The 17,848-nt window shown below is 68.0% G+C and carries 17 protein-coding genes; 11 read left to right on the forward strand and 6 right to left on the reverse strand.

Features of this window, described 5'->3' with window-relative positions; genetic code table 11:
- Window positions 1-107: 107 nt before the first annotated feature.
- Entirely contained in the window at window positions 108-1,493 is a 1,386-nt protein-coding gene (locus tag ACYQ5L_RS10015; RefSeq protein WP_459957098.1) for a uracil-xanthine permease family protein, read from the forward strand.
- 409 nt (window positions 1,494-1,902) lie between these two features.
- Here the strand turns inward: ACYQ5L_RS10015 and ACYQ5L_RS10020 are convergent, their stop codons facing one another.
- The 3 genes from ACYQ5L_RS10020 to ACYQ5L_RS10030 all read right to left on the reverse strand — a co-directional run bounded on the left by ACYQ5L_RS10020 (window position 1,903) and on the right by ACYQ5L_RS10030 (window position 5,268).
- A complete protein-coding gene (locus ACYQ5L_RS10020) occupies window positions 1,903-2,328 on the reverse strand; it encodes a molybdenum cofactor biosynthesis protein MoaE (RefSeq protein WP_459957099.1) in 426 nt (141 codons plus the stop codon).
- Complete coding sequence (gene moaCB, locus ACYQ5L_RS10025) at window positions 2,321-3,610, reverse strand: bifunctional molybdenum cofactor biosynthesis protein MoaC/MoaB (RefSeq protein WP_459957100.1); 1,290 nt, start codon at window positions 3,608-3,610, stop codon at window positions 2,321-2,323. The genes ACYQ5L_RS10020 and moaCB overlap by 8 nt, the downstream gene beginning before the upstream one ends.
- A 452-nt stretch (window positions 3,611-4,062) precedes the next feature.
- A complete protein-coding gene (locus tag ACYQ5L_RS10030; RefSeq protein ID WP_459957101.1) occupies window positions 4,063-5,268 on the reverse strand; it encodes a molybdopterin molybdotransferase MoeA in 1,206 nt (401 codons plus the stop codon).
- An 86-nt stretch (window positions 5,269-5,354) separates the two neighbouring features.
- Here ACYQ5L_RS10030 and moaA point away from each other — a divergent pair, with 86 nt between their 5' ends.
- The 3 genes from moaA to ACYQ5L_RS10045 all read left to right on the forward strand — a co-directional run bounded on the left by moaA (window position 5,355) and on the right by ACYQ5L_RS10045 (window position 7,783).
- Entirely contained in the window at window positions 5,355-6,413 is a 1,059-nt protein-coding gene (gene moaA / locus ACYQ5L_RS10035) for a GTP 3',8-cyclase MoaA (protein WP_459957102.1), read from the forward strand.
- Window positions 6,406-6,648 carry a MoaD/ThiS family protein gene (locus ACYQ5L_RS10040; RefSeq protein WP_459957103.1) on the forward strand — a complete coding sequence of 81 codons (243 nt, stop codon included), beginning with the start codon at window positions 6,406-6,408 and terminating at the stop codon, window positions 6,646-6,648. Before moaA ends, ACYQ5L_RS10040 begins: the two co-directional genes overlap by 8 nt.
- A 160-nt stretch (window positions 6,649-6,808) precedes the next feature.
- Entirely contained in the window at window positions 6,809-7,783 is a 975-nt protein-coding gene (locus ACYQ5L_RS10045) for an aldo/keto reductase (RefSeq protein WP_459957104.1), read from the forward strand.
- A gap of 67 nt (window positions 7,784-7,850) precedes the next feature.
- Here the strand turns inward: ACYQ5L_RS10045 and nadE are convergent, their stop codons facing one another.
- Window positions 7,851-8,690 (reverse strand): ammonia-dependent NAD(+) synthetase, encoded by an 840-nt coding sequence (gene nadE, locus ACYQ5L_RS10050; protein ID WP_459957105.1) that lies wholly within the window; start codon window positions 8,688-8,690, stop codon window positions 7,851-7,853.
- A gap of 9 nt (window positions 8,691-8,699) precedes the next feature.
- Window positions 8,700-9,329: a TetR/AcrR family transcriptional regulator gene (locus ACYQ5L_RS10055; protein WP_459957106.1), complete on the reverse strand. Its 630-nt coding sequence runs from the start codon at window positions 9,327-9,329 to the stop codon at window positions 8,700-8,702.
- Window positions 9,330-9,425: 96 nt separating this feature from the next.
- Between ACYQ5L_RS10055 and ACYQ5L_RS10060 the strand changes: the two genes are divergently transcribed.
- Complete coding sequence (locus ACYQ5L_RS10060) at window positions 9,426-9,995, forward strand: NADPH-dependent FMN reductase (RefSeq protein ID WP_459957107.1); 570 nt, start codon at window positions 9,426-9,428, stop codon at window positions 9,993-9,995.
- A gap of 180 nt (window positions 9,996-10,175) precedes the next feature.
- On the opposite strand, the gene ACYQ5L_RS10065 is transcribed toward ACYQ5L_RS10060, so the two are convergent.
- Window positions 10,176-10,781, reverse strand: a complete 606-nt coding sequence (locus ACYQ5L_RS10065; protein WP_459963383.1) for a TetR/AcrR family transcriptional regulator — start codon at window positions 10,779-10,781, stop codon at window positions 10,176-10,178.
- Window positions 10,782-10,937: 156 nt separating this feature from the next.
- On the opposite strand from ACYQ5L_RS10065, the gene ACYQ5L_RS10070 reads away from it, so the two are divergent.
- The 6 genes from ACYQ5L_RS10070 (at window position 10,938) to nrdE (ending at window position 17,808) form a co-directional block, all read left to right on the forward strand.
- Window positions 10,938-11,504, forward strand: a complete 567-nt coding sequence (locus ACYQ5L_RS10070; protein ID WP_459957108.1) for an NAD(P)H-dependent oxidoreductase — start codon at window positions 10,938-10,940, stop codon at window positions 11,502-11,504.
- Between the two features lie 93 nt (window positions 11,505-11,597).
- Window positions 11,598-12,479: a G1 family glutamic endopeptidase gene (locus ACYQ5L_RS10075; protein WP_459957109.1), complete on the forward strand. Its 882-nt coding sequence runs from the start codon at window positions 11,598-11,600 to the stop codon at window positions 12,477-12,479.
- Between the two features lie 733 nt (window positions 12,480-13,212).
- Window positions 13,213-14,082, forward strand: a complete 870-nt coding sequence (locus ACYQ5L_RS40940) for a phosphotransferase family protein (RefSeq protein WP_479684941.1) — start codon at window positions 13,213-13,215, stop codon at window positions 14,080-14,082.
- An 817-nt stretch (window positions 14,083-14,899) separates the two neighbouring features.
- Window positions 14,900-15,139 (forward strand): redoxin NrdH, encoded by a 240-nt coding sequence (locus tag ACYQ5L_RS10090; RefSeq protein WP_379199856.1) that lies wholly within the window; start codon window positions 14,900-14,902, stop codon window positions 15,137-15,139.
- Between the two features lie 66 nt (window positions 15,140-15,205).
- Entirely contained in the window at window positions 15,206-15,667 is a 462-nt protein-coding gene (gene nrdI, locus ACYQ5L_RS10095; RefSeq protein WP_379200023.1) for a class Ib ribonucleoside-diphosphate reductase assembly flavoprotein NrdI, read from the forward strand.
- A gap of 59 nt (window positions 15,668-15,726) precedes the next feature.
- Window positions 15,727-17,808: a class 1b ribonucleoside-diphosphate reductase subunit alpha gene (gene nrdE / locus ACYQ5L_RS10100; protein WP_459963384.1), complete on the forward strand. Its 2,082-nt coding sequence runs from the start codon at window positions 15,727-15,729 to the stop codon at window positions 17,806-17,808.
- Window positions 17,809-17,848: the final 40 nt, after the last annotated feature.

The raw sequence follows: 17,848 nt of genomic DNA on the forward strand, positions 1-17,848 counted from the left end.
ACAAAACACCGCACCCGGGGCGCACGCCGATTCGGCCGATCGGACAAACCCCCGGACCGGCGCGCCTGCCTACCCTGACCATCAACGACGCGCCGCAAGGAGCCACCATGACCTCGCCCCATCCCGTCGACACCCGGCTGCCCTGGCATCGGCTGCTGGTGTTCGGCATCCAACACGTCCTGATCATGTACACCGGATGTGTCACCGTCCCCCTGGTCTTCGGCGCGGCCGCCGGCCTGGACAAGTCCACCGTCGGCATGCTGATCAGCGCCGACCTGCTGGTCGCGGGCGCGATCACGGTGGTGCAGAGCCTCGGGCTCGGCAAGTTCGCGGGCGCGAGACTGCCCATCATCACCGGCGCGACCTTCGTGGCCATGTCGCCGATGATCCTCATCGCCAAGGAATACGGCCTGCCCGCCGTCTACGGCTCCATGCTGCTGGGCGGTCTGCTCGGCCTCGCGCTGGCCTGGCCCTTCGCCATGATCGTGCGATTCTTTCCGCCGCTGGTCACCGGCACCGTGCTGACGGTCGTCGGCATCTCGCTCATCGGCGTGGCGGGCGGCCTGATCGTCGGCACCGATCCCAAGGCGGACTCGTTCGGGTCCATCTCGAATATCGTGCTCGCCACGGTCGTATTGCTGATCGCCCTGGTCTGCACGGTGCTCGGCCGCGGCGTGTGGTCGCAGCTGGGGATTCTCATCGCGCTCATCGCGGGCGTGCTCATCGCCATCCCGATGGGCCTGATCTCCCTCGACGGTGTCTCCGGCGCGGCCTGGCTGGGCGCGCCGCATCCGTTCTACTTCGGCGCGCCGGAGTTCCCGATCACCGCCGTGGTGGCCATGAGCATCGTGATGGCCGTGGTGTTCGCCGAATCCACCGCCAGCATGCTCGCGCTCGGTGAGATCACCGGCAAGAAGGTCGGCCGCGCCGATATCGCGCGCGGCCTCGCGGGCGATGGCCTCTCGGCCATCCTCGCCGGTGTTTTCAACTCCTTCATCGACACCGTCTTCAACCAGAATGTCGGCGCCGTCGCCCAAACCCGCGTCTACAGCCGATATGTCACCGCCGTCTCCGGCGGCCTGCTGATCCTGCTCGGCCTGCTGCCCCGCTTCGGCGCGATCGTCGCCGCCGTGCCCAAACCCGTCGTCGGCGGCGTGGGCCTGGTCCTGTTCGCCACCATCGCGGTCATCGGCATCGACACCCTGCGCAAAGCCGACCTCTCCGACCGCGTGAACCTGACCATCATCGCGGTCGCCATCGGCATCGGCCTGGTCCCGGTCCTCACCAAGGGCATGTTCGACAAGTTCCCCTCCGCCGCCGAAATCCTCCTCAACAGCGGCATCACCCTGGCCGCCGCCACCGCCTTCCTCCTCAACCTCCTGTTCAACCACACCAAGGTAGGCGACTTGGCCCGCGGCGCAATCGAATCCGCGACCGCCAAGCCGGAACCCCAAGACCCGCAACCCGGACCGCAGGACCCGATCACGGCATAGCCGCTCACACACGAGAAGAGGTCGCAGATTCGAAGGAATCTGCGGCCTCTAGCTGCGAGCCGAACGACGTTCCGGCCGTAGGGGCTTGAGGTGAAGCCCCTGTTCGGGCCGAGAGGTTTGGGTGAACCCCTGTTCGGGTCAAGGGGTTCGGGGGCGAAGCCCTGTTCGGGCCAAGGGGGTTCGGGGGCGAAGCCCTGTTTGGGCCGAGGGGGTTCGGGGCGAAGCCCTGTTGGGGCCCGGGGGTTCGAGGGCGAAGCCCTGTTGAGGCCGAGAGGGTTCGGGGGCGAAGCCCTGTTCGGGCCAAGGGGTTCGGGGGCGAAGCCCTGTTCGGGCCGGGGGTTCGAGGGCGAACCCTGTTTGGGCCGAGGGGGTTCGGGGGCGAAGCCCCTGAGAGTCCCGAGAGTTGGGTTTACCCGCAGGCGTTGACCCACTCCGACATTCCATCGGCGAACAGCTGCCGCTTCCAGATCGGCACCTCGTGCTTGATGCGATCCACCAGCTCGGCGCACGTGGTGAACGCCTCCCCGCGATGCGGCGCCGCCACGGCCACGGTAATGGCGAGGTCGCCCACGGTGAGCGCCCCGATCCGATGCACCGCCGCCACCGGCAGCCCGGTCGACTCCGCGAACTCGTCGCAGATCCGGCGCATGAACTTCGCCGCATCCGGGTGCGCGGAGTATTCGAGCGCCGAAACCTCCTGCCCTCCATCGTGGTTGCGCACTTTGCCGGTGAACACGACCACGGCCCCGTGCTCCGGCCCGCTCACCGCCTTCTCGACCTCGTCCGGATCGAGCGGCTGATCGCTGATCCGAACCAGCAGTTCGCGCTCACTCATGACTGCCTCCTCCGGCCACCTGGGCCAGCAAATGCTCGAGCAGCGGCTCCAACACCGCGATGCCGTCCTTCACCCCACCCGGCGACCCGGGCAGATTCACGATCACCGTGCGCCCCGCGAGCCCGGCCACCCCGCGGCTGAGCGAGGCCAGTGGAAACTTCGCCGTCCCCCGCTGCCGAATCGCCTCGGCCACCCCCGGCAGCTCCCGATCCAGCACGGCCAGCGTGGCTTCCGGCGTCGCGTCGGTCGGCGAAGCCCCCGTCCCGCCGGTGCTGATCACGAACGCCGGTTCCCCCGCCAGCGCCTCCGACAGCCCGTAAGCGATATCCGAATCCGCGTAAACAAGCGGCCCCCGCACCGAAAACCCGAGCCCGGTAAGCCATTCCGCCAGCCTCGGCCCCGTGGTGTCCTCGCGCGTCCCAGCCGCCGCGCCCGTAGACGCCACCAGCACAACCGCAGCCCGCCCCGCCCCGAACGCCGCAACCTCGGAACCCGCCACAGGCTTCGGCTCGGTACCGTGTGGCCGGTGCGGCTCGGCACCTGCGGCCCGGTGTGGCTCGGCACCTGCGGTGTGGTTGACACCGGCGCCTTCAACCTGGTGCGGCTCGGCACCTGCGGTGTGGTTGGCCTCGGCGCCTTCAATCTGGTGCGGCCCAGCGCCTTCGGCCTGGTGCGGCGTACCGCCCTCGACTTGGTGCGGCGCGGCGCCTTTTGCGTGATGCGACGTTGTGGACAGCTGCGTCGCGGCACTCTCACCCGCGTGTGATTGCCCCTCGCCCGCACCGGCATTCCCGCCGCCATCCGGCGCCCCCGCGGGCCGCACCCAATGCCCGTGCTTCCCACCGTCTTTGGTGAGCAGCCGGACCCCGGTCAGCGTCGCCGCCGGATCCACCGCCTTCACCATGTCGTGCAGGGTGAGCCCGGCGACGGCGACGGCGGTCAGCGCCTCCATCTCGACCCCGGTGGGCCCCTTGGTCTTCGCGGTCGCCTCGATGGTGATGCTGCTCTCGGTGAACCCGAACGTCACATTCACCGACGACAACGCCAACTGGTGGCACAGCGGAATCAACTCCGAGGTCTTCTTGGCCCCATTGATCCCCGCCAGCCGCGCCGTGGTCAGCACATCCGCCTTGGGCATGTCATCGGCCCGCACCAGCTTCACGACCGCCGCGGTCGTCACCAGCTCCCCGCCCGCGACAGCCACCCGCGCCGTGTCGGCCTTCGCACTCACATCCACCATGCGAGCGCGACCTTCCTGGTCGACATGCGACAACTCACTCATACCCCCAGCCTTCCACAGCCGCCCTCCCCGCCGCGTCTGTGGTCATCCACCGAACTCGGGCGAGATCACCGGCAACCCGTTCGTGCGATTACCCGAGCGAACGCTCCCGCGCCGAAGCCCATAGGCAGAAGTCCCGTTCGCCATCCCGGCAGAGGTCCCGTTCACCGTCTTGCCGAGGTCCCGCTCTTCATCCCAGCGCGCCTTCGGCCGGATCTCCGACGACATGGCGGATTCCGGCCGAAACCGCGCCGGAATGACGAGGAGATCTGAGCCGGAATGGCGAGGAGAATCCGAACGGGCGCTTACAGCCGCTGGACGGAGACGATCGTGCCTGCGGGGAGTTCGGTCGCGGTGGCCGGGATCTCCGACAACGTGGCTGATTCCGGCCGAAACCGCGCCGGAATGACGAGGAGATCTGGGCCGGGATGACGAGGAGAAATCCGAGCGGGCGCTTAGAGCTCCTGGACGGAGACGATCGTGCCTGCGGGGAGTTCGGTCGCGGTGGCGGGGATGTCGATCAGGACGTCGGCCTGGGCCATGGAGGCGATGAGGTGGGAGCCCTGGCCGGCGACCAGGGCGACGCCGGTGTCGGTGCGGCGGCCGCGCAGGAACTGGCGTTTGCCGTTGGGGGAGCGGACCGCGTCGAGGAGGGGGAGGTCGGTGGTTTCGATTTCGGGGAGGCCGGCGAGGCGACGCAGGATCGGGCGGGCGAAGACCTCGAAGGAGACCATGGTGCTGACCGGGTTGCCGGGGAAGCTCAGGACCGGGACGTCGTCGATCACGCTCACGCCCTGGGGGCCGCCGGGTTGGATGGCGACCGGGCCGAATTCGCCGCCGAGGGGAGTGAGGACGTCCTTGACGACCTCGAAATCACCCATGGAGACGCCGCCGGAGGTGAAGACGAGGTCGGCGGTCGCGGTGGCTTCGGACAGGCGGTTGCGGAATTCGTCGTGGTCGTCGGTGGAGTGGGCGAGGGAGACCACGTCCACGCCGTTGTCGGTGAGGGCCGCGGCGAGGGCGATGCCGTTGGAGTTGTAGATCTGGCCCGGCAGCAGCGGGGTTCCGGCGGGCACCAGTTCATCGCCGGTGGTGAGGACGGCGGCGCGGACGCGGCGGGTGACCGGCAGCTCGGGCAGGCCGACGGCGGCCAGCGCGGCGATGTGGCGGGGGAGGAGCACGGTGCCCGCGGCGACGAGCAGCTCGCCCGCCCGCACGTCGGTGCCGGGCTCGCGGACGAAATCCCCGGCGGCGCGGGACTTCTCGATGGTGATGGCCTCGCCGTGGACCGTGGTGTGCTCCACCGGCACCACGCAGTCCGCACCGGCGGGCAGGGGCGCGCCGGTCATGACCTTCAGGGCCGCACCGGCGGGCAGGGTGAGCTCGCCCGTGCTCCCGGCCGCGATGACCCCGGCCAGCGGCAGCGTCACCGGCACGATCGCCACCGAGTCCGCGCGCACCGCATAGCCGTCCATCGAGGAATTGCGGAACACCGGCAGATCAAGGGGGGAGTACACGTCCTCGGCGAGTCGCCGTCCGAGGGCCGCGGTCACGGGCACTCGCTCGCTGGTGCGGGCGGCCAAGGGGCTCAGCAAGTCCTCGATGCGTTGCCGATGGTCGTCCACGGACCTGGCGTGGGCGAGAGTGTGCCGATAGGTCATGTCGCTGAGCCTAACGCCTGTCCGGCGTCAAAAACTTGAATGATTCCACTACGCGACCGGGCGCCGCGACCGGTAATAATGGTCGAATGACCGTCGTCGCTATGGGGATGCCCGCAGTACGAGCTGGGCGCCCCTCCTTGGACGGCCGGCCCGACACCCCCTACCTCGTGGATCGCTTCGGCCGCACGGCCCGGGACCTGCGGGTGTCCATCACCGAGAAATGCTCGCTGCGCTGCACGTATTGCATGCCCGAAGAGGGCCTGCCCGCCATTCCGGCCGACGAACTGCTGAGCGCGGACGAAATCGTGCGACTGGTGGTGCTGGCCGTCCGCGAGCTGGGCGTGCACGAGGTCCGCTTCACCGGCGGCGAACCGCTCATGCGCCGCGACCTGGAGCGGATCATCGCGGGCTGCCGGGCGGCGTTGCCGGACACGCCGCTGGCCATGACCTCCAATGGCGTGGGCCTGCAGCATCGCGCCCGCAAGCTCGCCGAGGCCGGATTGAACCGGATCAATGTCTCCCTCGACACCGTGGACCGCGACGGTTTCGCCAAACTCACCCGCCGCGACCGCCTGGACTCGGTGCTCTCCGGCATCCGTGCCGCCCGCCAGGCTGGGCTCACCCCCATCAAGGTCAATGCCGTGCTCATGCGCGAAACCCTCGGCGGCGCGGCCGATCTGCTGCAGTGGTGCATCGACGAGCAGGCCGAGTTGCGCTTCATCGAGGAGATGCCGCTCGACGCCGACCACGAGTGGGCGCGCGCGAACATGATCACCGCCGACGAACTCCTCGACGTCCTGGGCGCACGCTTCGCCCTCACCGAGGTCGGCCGCGACGACCCCTCCGCCCCCGCCGAACAATGGCAGGTCGACGGCGGCCCGGCCACCGTGGGCATTATCGCCTCGGTGACCCGCAGCTTCTGCTCCGACTGCGACCGCACCCGCCTCACCGCCGACGGCCGCATCCGCTCCTGCCTGTTCAGTGATCAGGAATACGACATTCGCGCGGCCCTGCGCTCCGGCGCGAGCGATGACGACATCGCCACCCTGTGGCGCGGCGCCATGTGGAACAAGTGGGCGGGCCACGGCATCGACGCCGCCGGTTTCGTCCCGCCCACCCGAACGATGGGAGCAATCGGTGGTTGAGGTCCGCTACTTCGCAGCCATAGCCGATGCCGTGGGCAAAACCAGCGAAACCCTCGACCTCCCGGCGGGCGCCACGGTCGCCGACCTGCGCACCACCCTCTCCACCACCTACGGCCCCGACCTGGATCCGATGCTCAAGGTCTGCGCCTACCTCATCGGCGACGAACTCACCCGCGACGCCACCACTCCGCTGAGCCCCCGCGTCGACGTCCTCCCACCCTTCGCCGGTGGCTAGCGCCCCGTCCTGGACGTGTGATCACCGGGAATCTGTGGCGGCATCGGCCGAGTAAGGCCCGCCACCAGTGCCCGGTCGGCGCTGTTTCGGATTCGTACGGGCGGGAGGGTGGCCCTGTGAGGGCCTCCCTACGCTCGCCGAACGGCGCGAGACTGGCCGCATGCTGCGATACCGTCTCTTCGGCAACACCGGCCTGCGCATCTCCGAAATCATCCTGGGCACCATGACCTTCGACGATCCCGTCGAGTCGAAGCGCATCGTCGACGCCTATGCCGACGCGGGCGGCAATGTCCTCGACACCGCCTCGGCCTACGGTGACGGCGAGGACCTGCTCGGGGAAATCCTCACCGGGCGTGACCGTTTCGTCCTCGCCACCAAATACACCCTCAGCCGCGATCCGGACGATGCCAATGCCGCGGGCAATCACCGCAAGAACTTGACGCTCTCCCTCGAACGCAGCCTGCGCCGCCTGCGCACCGACTACATCGACATCTACTGGGTGCATCTGTGGGACCCGCACACGCCGCTGGACGAAACCATGCGCGCCCTCGACGACGCCGTGCAGTCGGGCAAGATCCTCTATATCGGCATCTCCGACGCCCCCGCCTGGGTGGTGGCCCGCGCGAACACCCTTGCCCAGTGGCGTGATCGGACCCAGTTCAGCGGCCTGCAAGTGCCCTACAACCTGCTGACCCGCGATATCGAACGCGAATTGCTGCCCATGGCCGAGACATTCGGCATGACCGTCACCACCTGGGCCCCGATGGCGGCGGGCAAACTCACCGTCTCCGAGGAGAGCCGCCGCGTCGACCCGGCGACGCTCACCGACCGTGAGCGCGCCGCCGCCACCGCGGTGGCGAAGGTCGCGGCCGACCTCGGCGCCACCCCGGCCCAGGTCGCCATCGCCTGGACCCGCCACCGCTCCCGCGCGATCGTCCCCATCGTGGGCGTCCGCACCGCCGCCCAGCTCACCGAGAACCTGGCCGCGGCGCAGGTGACCCTCCCGGAGGAAGCGGTGCGCGACCTGGAGGCCGCCGCCCCCTTCGAACCCGGCTACCTCGCCGACTTCCTCGCCGAATGCCAGTCCCACCCGCAGGCCTTCGGCCACGCCGCGACCAGACTCGACCCCCGCTGAGCGGCTGCGCGAACGGCAGCGCCCGCCCCGTGCGAACGGAGCGGGCGCGAGAATCGAAGCGAGGCGGCTACTTCCACCAGGTGTCGAGCGGCGTCACCGGCACGGCGCGCTTGTGGCGGGTCTTGCGGAAGATCATTTCGACGCGCTCCGCCACCTCGGGCGTGACGTCCTTGCCCTCGAGGTAGTCGTCGATCTCGGAGTACTTCATGCCCAGGGCCTCCTCGTCGGGAAGCGCCGGACGATCGTCCTCGAGATCGGCGGTGGGAACCTTCTGCCAGACGCTGGGCGGCGCGCCGAGCTCCTGGAGCAGGGCCGCGCCCTGGCGTTTGGTGAGCCCGGTCAGCGGCGTGATGTCGACACCGCCGTCACCGTATTTGGTGAAGAAGCCGGTGACCGCCTCGGCCGCGTGGTCGGTGCCGACGACCAGCAGATTGAGCTGCCCGGCCACCGCGTACTGCAGGACCATGCGCTCGCGGGCTTTGATATTGCCGCGCACGAAGTCTCGCAGCCGGGTTTCCCCGCCGAGCAGCTCGTCGATGCCGTAGGCGGCCTCCTCGGCCGCGGCATCCGCGCTCGGCTTGACGTTCACGACAATCGACCGGTCCGGCTGAATGAAGCGCAGGGCCACCTGGGCGTCGTGTTCATCGGCCTGCACGCCGTAGGGCAACCGGACGGCAATGAACTTGGCGTCGACACCCTCGGCGCGCAATTCCTCGGCGGCCAGCTGGCACAGCCGGCCGGTCAGCGTGGAGTCCTGGCCGCCGCTGATGCCGAGCACGAAACCCTGTGCGGGAGTGGACCGTAGATAGTCCTTGAGGAAGTCGATGCGACGCCGCACTTCGGTTTTCGGTTCGATGGACGGCAGCACGCCCAACTCGGCGATGATCTGTTCGCGCAGGTTCCCCATGGCCACACTCTACTGCGTGGTCGCTGGGACGACGCGGCGGACGAGGGCCTCCCAGCTGTCGCCGATCTGCGTGCGCGAATAGCCGAGCTCGCGCATCTGATGCAGTACCAGTCCGGCCTCCAGCGAGGCGAGCAGCGTATCGGCGAGCAGGGCGATATCGCCGGGCGCGCCGGCCTGTCGCAGCAGCATCGACACATGGGTTTTCATGACCGCGTACGGTGCGCCGGAATAGCGTTGCGGCAGGTCGGTGGCCGCGCGCAGCACATCGCCCTCGATCTCGGTGTAGGACAACCGGGCCCGGCCGAAGGCGACCAGCCGCTCCAGCGCCGGCGCGCCCGGCCCCAGCGGCGGCGGCCCGAACATGTACGCGCCCTGCAATTCCCGATCGGAGGCGTCCAGCAGCGCGTTCATCAATCCGGCCCGGCTGCCGAAGCGCCGGAACACCGTGCCCTTGCCGACGCCCGCCTGCCTGGCGACCGCGTCCATGGTGACGGCATTCGCGCCGTGGCGCCGCACCAGCTCGGAGGCCGCGTCCAGCAACAGCTTTCGATTGCGGGCGGCATCGGCGCGCTCGGGGGCTTCGCCGTCCGCCAGCGGCAGTCCGGCGCCGAGCTGCAGAGCCGATGTGTCCGGTGTCACGCTGTCGACTCCTTTGTCGGGAATGAAAGTGGACCATGGTCCGGTTAGATGCTAGCGTAAGCGCGGCACAGCGCCAGAAAGCATCAGGAGTTAGCTATGACGATCAAGATCCTCGCCATTTCCGGTGGCCTGCGGGCCGCATCCTCCAATACCGCGCTGCTGCGGGCCGCTCAGCAACTCGCGCCGGAGGGCGTGGAGATCGAGATCTATGAGGGCCTGCGCGACCTGCCCTACTTCGACGAGGACCTCGAAGGCGACGTCCCCGCCACGGTGACCGCGCTGCGCGAGCAGGTCGCCGCCGCCGACGGCGTGCTGATCGCCAGCCCCGAGTACAACTACAGCATCCCGGGCGGCCTGAAGAACCTGCTCGACTGGCTGTCCCGGCCTTACGGCGAGTCGGTCCTGACCGACAAGTCCATCGCCATCATGGGCGCCTCCGGCAGCCCCTTCGGCACCGTCCGCGCCCAGAACCACCTGCGCGATGTCTTCCACCAGGTCGACGCCAAGGTCGTCAGCAAGCCCGAGGTCTACGTCGGCGCCAACTACACCCGCTTCGATGAGCAGGGCAACCTGGTCGACGAGACCAGCCGCAACCTGATCGCGGGCCTGATCGCCGCCCTGGTGGTGCAGATCCAGCGCAACGCCCTCGTCGGCGCCTCCGCCTGATCGCTCCCGCAACCGAACACCCACACCGAACCCCTTCGAGGCCGCGACTTCTCAGTCGCGGCCTCGGGCGTCGTCGGCCCCATTGGCATGGACCGGGCCTGGACGGTTGATCACCGGGAACTGGTGGCGGCATTCGCCGAGTAGGCCCCGCCACCAGTTCCCGGTCGGCGCTGTTTCGGATTACGGCGTGGCGCGGCGGACGAGGGATTCCCAGTGGTCGCCGATCTGGTCGAGGGTGTAGCCGAGGTTGCGGGTCTGGTGCAGGACCAGGGCGGCATCGAGGGCGGCCAGCAGGGAATCCGCCAGGAGTGGAATGTCGCCCGGAGTTCCCGCCTGGCGCAACAGCATTGCGACGTGGGTCTTCATGATGTTGTACGGCGCGCTGGAATAGCGCTCGCCCGCGTCGGCGGCGCGGCGGATCTCGCCCTCGATATCGATACCGGCCAGGCGGGCGCGGCCGAAGGCGACCAGGCGCTCCACCGGCGGCGCGCCGGGGCCGAGCGGGGGCGGGCCGAACATATAGGCCGCCTGGCGTTTCTGCTCGGACTGGTCGAGCAGGGCGAGCATGAGGCCGGCGCGATTGCCGAAGCGGCGGAACACCGTGCCCTTGCCGACGCCGGCGCGTTTGGCGACCGCGTCCATGGTGACCGCGTCCGCGCCCTGCTCGCGGACCAGGGCCTCGGCCGCGTCCAGGAGCAGTTGCCGATTGCGGGCGGCGTCACTGCGTTCCTGGCTTCCGGTTGTGAGCAGCGGGACCGCGTGCGAAGGTGGCGTCTGGGAGTCGATCGGCTCGATGGACAGGACGGGCGGAGACGGCTCATCCGCCGGCGTGCCGGGTGTCACGGTGTCACCGCTGCGCTGGCGGGAATGAAAACGGACTGCGGTCCGGTTGATCGGTGGTGACAGTTCCACCGCTGGATCGGTACCGCAGGAGTGATGACCATGTCGCAGACCCGTCTTCTCGCATTAGTGGGCAGCCTTCGCGCCGCCTCGATCAACCGCCGCCTGGCCGAGGCCGCCGCCACCACCGCCCCGGAGGGCGTCGCGGTCGAGATCTACGAAGGCCTGGCCGATATTCCTTTTTACAACGAGGATCTGGATGTAGCGGGTGAAGTCCCGCCCGCCGCGCAGGCTTTGCGCGAAGCGGTCGCCGCGGCCGATGGTCTGCTGCTGGTGACTCCCGAATACAACGGCACGCTGCCCGCCGTCCTGAAGAACGCCATCGACTGGGCCTCGCGCCCCTACGGCGCGGGTGCGATCAAGGGTGAGCCGGTGGCCGTGGTCAGCGCGTCCATCAGTTCCAATGCGGCCAAGTGGTCGCACGGCGACGCGGTGAAGGCCCTCCGGGTCGCCGGCGCCGACGTGGTCGAGGACGCCTCCCTGAACTTCGGCGGCATCGGCCGGCGCTTCGGCGAGACGCATCCCGCCGACGATGCCGAGGCGCTCACCCAACTGGCCGCCACCGTCCGCCTGCTCGCCGACGCCGCGGCGGTGACAGCGACCGCGTAATCCCGCCCGCCCCCAACTGAATCCAGCACAAGGCCACGGCTGCTCCGCCGTGGCCTGGCGCATTTCCGGCCGCCGCTGAACTAGCGTCGAGCCATGAAGCAACCGGCAGGCAACTCCCGTTGGCGCCGCTACTGCATGGCCGCCCTCCTCACCGTGTCCGCCGCCGCGACGGCAGCGACCGCCGCCGAGGCCGCCGCAGACCGCCTCGCCATCGGCAACTGGGCCGGTTACGTCGTCCAAGGCGACTTCCGCGAAGTCACCGCCACCTGGGTGCACCCCGAAATCACCTGCCTCAACCCCGGAGTCCTGCAACGTGTAGTCCCCTGGGTAGGCCTGAACGGCGCACCCGGCCACGACGGCCGGGTAGCCCTCCCGCTGATGCAGACCGGCATCGAATCCATGTGCGCCAGCGAAGCCGCAGTAATCGCCTCCCAGCCCGGCCTCCACCTAGAGGACCTAGCCGCCGGCCTGGCCTACACCGACCCTCGCCTGGCCGGCCGCGTCATGAACGCCGGCGACGACCTCTCCAACACCCTCGGCGCCGCCACCGACACCCTCTGCGCCACCGCCGCCCTCCCCACCCAATGCCACCCCCACCAATTCATCACCGCCTGGTGGGAGGCCTACCCCGCCCCACCCGTCTCCTACGACGACGCCCGAACCCACCCCGGTGACACCCTCCGCTCCACCGTCACCTGGACCGGCACCGCCTACACCATGACCCTCGAAAACCTCACCCGCTCTTGGACCCGCACCACCATCACCCCCTCCACCGCCCCCGCCCGAACCGCCGAAATAGTCATAGAAGGCCACCTCGACGCCCCCCTCCCCACCTTCACCCCCGTCACCTTCACCAACATCACCATCGACGGAAAACCCCTCTCGTCCTACGACGCCGCCCCCTACGGCATAGCCGCCACCAACCGCCTCCTCTCCCCAGGCCCCATAACCAACTCCACCTTCACCATCAGCTGACCAACCCAGCTCTCGAACTCTCAGGGGCAAGCCCCTGAAACCCCGGAGTGCGGGAGAGGTCGGCCGCCGCCGGTGCGCGGCGGCAAGCCCCGGGAACCCCAGTACACGAAGAAGGCCGCAGGCTGCCACCAGCGCGTGGCAGCAAGTCCCCGAAACCAGCACGGGAGGAAGGCAGCCGCTGCCGGTGCGCGGCAGCGAAACCCGGGAACCCCAGCGCGAGGAAGGCGGGCTGCCACCGGCGTGCGGCAGTAAGTAACCCGAAACCCGGTACAGGAGGAAGGCAGCCGCCGCAGGTGCGCGGGGCCAGTCTCCGCAACTCCAGTGCACGAGGAGGGGCGGCCCCGATCAGCGAGCGATGGCAAGTCGTTGAGTGTCTGTGCTCTAGGACAGGCCGTGCTCGGTGCGGGGCAAGTCGCCGAAACCTCTGCGCTCGAGGAGGGCTGGATCGACCGGTGTGCGGGCAAGTCTCGGAAACCCCTGCGTCCCAAGGAGGGCGGGCCCAACTCTGTGCACGGTGGGCGAGTCCTTCAACGGCCGCGAAGGGTCGCGTGTGAGGAGCGGGCTCGGAATCCTGCGCGTGGCGTGACGTGGCGTCGCGCACCCGACTCTCGTGCGATGCGGGTGAGATCTCTCCTACTCGCAGAGGCTGAAAAGCGCGTGGGGGCGCATTCCGGTAGCGCGGGGTAAGCATGAGTGCGTGACGGTGTATCGGGGGCAGTTCCATGAGGTGCTGGTGACGGGGGATCGGGTTTACCGGTTTGCTCGGACCGACGCTGCGGCCGCGCGGATGCCTGGTGAGTGGGAAGTGCTGCGTGCGATCGCCCGGATGGATCTCGGTGTCGCGACGCCGGTGCCGCTCGAGCCCAGCGCCGCGGATGAAGTGGCGCTTGGTGGCCGTGCCGGTTTGGTGCTGACCAAAGTCCCGGGGTGGGTGCTGACCGCGGTCGACGATGCGAATCTCGCGGTTCGCGCGCATATCGCCGCTGAGCTGGCCCGTCTGCTGCGGGCCATGTCCGCTGTCCCTGGCGACTTGCTGACAGCGTTGCCGCGCAATGGCTCCGGTCGGTGGCCGGAGTTCGCCTCCGGAGTCCGTGAACGGCTGTACCCGCTGATGTCCCCGCGCGGCCGAACTCGCGCCGACCGGGAACTGGACGCGGTGCAGGCGCTCGGGGGTGGACATGTGTCACTGGTGCACGGTGACCTCGGTGCGGAGAACATGCTGTGGGACAACGGCTCTGCGTCGGAGGCGGCTCCACCGGCGGCGCGCGTGTCCCGCCCGAGCGGTTCGGCCGAGTCGCAGCAGCCGTTCAGGGGCCGCTGGCTCGACGGGCAGCGCGCCGACGGTCTGCCACGCCTGGTCGGCGTCATCGACTGGGATGGTGCGGCCATCGGCGATCCGGCCGAGGATGTCGCATCCCTTGCGGCGAGCTATGGGTGGGGCGTGGCGGCCGAGGTGGTGGACCGAGCCTCGATCGAGGGGACGGCCGGTCTGCTCGACCGCGCTCGCACGATCGCGGCCACCTTCGCGCTGCAGCAGGCCCTCGCCGGGGCGGACGACAACGATGAGGAGGAACTCGCGGACGGGCTGGTCGACTATCGCTGACCCGGGAACCGGCACCTGCTGAGGGGAATTGGGCGATGTGGCAGGCATGCCGACCTCGAGCCGCAGTGCCGCCGGCGTCGGGTCGAGGTCGTTACTGACGTCGCGCCGTGGGGTCTTGTGGTCGGGTTCGGGTAGTCGGCGTTCGGGCGGAGCCCCGAGTTGCAGTGGGGTTCGGGCGGGGCCCCGATATGTAGTGGGGTTCGGGCGGAGCCCCGAGTTGCAGCGGGGTTCGGGCGGAGCCCCGAGATGTAGTGGGGTCGGGCGGGGCCCCGAGATGTGGTGGGGGTCGGGCGGGGCCCCGAGATGTGGTGGGGGTCGGGCGGAGCCCCGAGATGTAGTGGGGGGGTCGGGGGCGGAGCCCCTGAGAGTTACGAGAGTTGTTCCGCGACACGCCGATGCGGGGCGAGGCCCTGGAATTGGGGGCAGGGGTGGGCGGGGGCGGGAACAGCCTTGTGGGGCGGGGCGGGTGTTACTGGCGTGATGGGTGTTGATCAGCGTGAATGGTGGGTTTGCTGGAAATGAGCTGGATGTCCAAATTGTGATCTACACCTCAGTCGTGTCGAGTTGCGAATCGAGCTTCCTGGTACTTCCGGCGATCGAATTTCATTGATGTGAGTCGCAACATGTCGTGTTGTATGAATCTGTCGGCCACTAGGTGTAGTGTCTTGGGTGCTGGAAAGGCGTGCGGCAAGAGCTTCGAGCGAAGCCGCGCGACCAGGGGCTTCGGTCTCGCTTCCAGGGGTTTGCGAAGCAATCAGAGGATCTTGTTTCAGCCGTGCACTGCATACGGATCGAAGGCAAGGAGAAGGGGACACCAATGACCATCACCGTGTACACGAAGCCCGCTTGTGTTCAGTGCAACGCCACCTACAAAGCCCTCGACAAGATCGGCGTCGAGTACGACGTCATCGACATCTCCGAGAACCCCGAAGCCCGCGACTACGTGATGGCCCTGGGCTACCTGCAGGCCCCCGTCGTCGTCGCCGGTGACGATCACTGGTCCGGCTTCCGCCCGGACCGCATCAAGGCGCTCGCCACCGCCGTCGCCGTCGCCTAGCGGGCCCGGCAGCGCGAGCTGCCGCAGCGGGTTCGCCCCGAGACGAGAGGAGGGGAGATGACCGAGATGTCCACGCGGACACCGAATCTGGTCTACTTCTCCAGCGCATCGGAGAACACGCACCGCTTCGTCGAACGGCTGGGCGTCCCCGCCGTTCGCATACCGCTGCATACTGCCGACTCACTGCGAGTCGACGAACCCTACGTGCTGATCGTCCCCACCTACGGTGGCGGTCGGCACGTTTTGGGTGGTGAGCGATCCGAGAAGGAATTCGTCCCCCGTCAGGTGGCCAAGTTTCTCAACGATCCGCACAACCGCGAACTTCTTCGCGGCGTCATCGCGGCCGGCAATACGAACTTCGGCGATACGTACTGCTTTGCGGGAGAAGTCATCTCGCGCAAGACAGGGGTCCCGTACCTGTATCGCTTCGAACTCATGGGAACTGCCGAGGACGTCGAGCGCGTCCGAGAGGGATTGGGATTGTTTTGGCAACGACAACAGCACCGGTCGGAAAGACTGCCCGCGTAGAGCGCCCCGTCAGCGGCGACTCCAATACGGCGGGACTGGACTACCACGCGCTCAACGCGATGCTGAACCTGTACGGCCCCAATGGCGAGATCCAGTTCGACAAGGACCGCGAGGCCGCGCACCAGTACTTCCTGCAGCACGTCAACCAGAACACGGTCTTCTTCCACAACCTCGACGAGAAGCTGGACTACCTCGTCAAGGAGAACTATTACGAGACCGAGGTGCTGGACCAGTACAGCCGTCCCTTCATCAAGACGCTGTTCCAGCAGGCGTACGCCAAGAAGTTCCGCTTCCCGACCTTCCTCGGCGCGTTCAAGTACTACACCAGCTACACGCTGAAGACTTTCGACGGCAAGCGCTACCTGGAGCGCTTCGAGGATCGCGTGTGCATGGTGGCGCTGACCCTGGCCGCCGGTGACGAGACCCTCGCGCAGGAACTGGTCGAGGAGATCATGGACGGGCGCTTCCAGCCCGCCACCCCGACCTTCCTCAACTCCGGCAAGAAGCAGCGCGGCGAGCCGGTGTCCTGCTTCCTGCTGCGCATCGAGGACAATATGGAGTCCATCGGGCGCTCCATCAACTCCGCCCTGCAGCTGTCCAAGCGCGGCGGCGGTGTGGCCTTGCTGCTGAGCAATATTCGTGAGACCGGCGCGCCGATCAAGAAGATCGAGAACCAGTCCTCGGGCGTCATCCCGATCATGAAGCTGCTGGAGGACTCGTTCTCCTACGCCAACCAGCTGGGTGCCCGCCAGGGCGCGGGCGCGGTCTACCTGCACGCCCACCACCCCGACATCTACCGCTTCCTGGACACCAAGCGCGAGAACGCGGACGAGAAGATCCGTATCAAGACGCTGTCGCTCGGTGTGGTGATCCCGGACATCACCTTCGAGCTGGCGAAGAAGAACGAAGACATGTACCTGTTCTCGCCGTACGACGTGGAGCGCATCTACGGCCTGCCGTTCGCGGACATCAATGTCACCGAGAAGTACTACGAGATGGTCGACGACAAGCGCATCCGTAAGTCGAAGATCAAGGCGCGCGAGTTCTTCCAGACCATTGCCGAGCTGCAGTTCGAGTCCGGCTACCCGTACATCATGTACGAGGACACCGTGAACCGGTCGAACCCGATCAAGGGCAAGATCACCCACTCCAACCTGTGCTCGGAGATCCTGCAGGTCTCCACCCCGTCGGAGTTCAACGACGACCTGTCCTACTCCAAGGTCGGCAAGGACATCTCCTGCAACCTGGGCTCGCTGAACATCGCCAAGACCATGGACTCGCCGGACTTCGGCAAGACCGTGGAGACCGCGATCCGCGCGCTCACCGCCGTCTCGGATCAGACCCACATCTACTCGGTGCCGTCGATCGAGCAGGGCAACAACGAATCCCACGCCATCGGCCTGGGGCAGATGAACCTGCACGGCTACCTGGCTCGTGAGCGCGTCTTCTACGGTTCCGAAGAGGGCGTCGACTTCACGAACATCTACTTCTACACGATCGCCTACCACGCGGTCCGGGCCTCGAACCTGATCGCCATCGAGCGCGGTCGCGCCTTCGGCGGCTTCGCCGAGTCGAAGTACGCCAGCGGTGAGTACTTCGACAAGTACACCGAGCAGGCGTGGGAGCCCAAGACCGACCGCGTGCGCCAGATCTTCGCCGATGCCGGCATCCACATCCCGACCCAGGAGGACTGGCGGGAGCTGAAGGCCTCGGTCATGGCGCACGGCATCTACAACCAGAACCTGCAGGCGGTCCCGCCGACCGGTTCGATCTCCTATATCAACCACTCCACCAGCTCCATCCACCCGGTGGCGTCGAAGATCGAGATCCGCAAGGAAGGCAAGATCGGCCGCGTCTACTACCCGGCCCCCTACCTGACCAACGACAACCTGGACTACTTCCAGGACGCCTACGAGATCGGCTACGAGAAGGTCATCGACACCTACGCCGCCGCCACCCAGCACGTCGACCAGGGCCTGTCGCTGACGCTGTTCTTCAAGGACAGCGCCACCACCCGCGACGTCAACAAGGCGCAGATCTACGCCTGGCGCAAGGGCATCAAGACCCTCTACTACATCCGCATCCGCCAGATGGCTTTGGAGGGCACCGAAGTCGAGGGCTGCGTGAGCTGCATGCTGTAGCCGCAGCGGCATTCACAGGGCGCTCCCGGACATTCCGGGA

The organism is Nocardia sp. IFM 10818 (assembly GCF_054655275.1).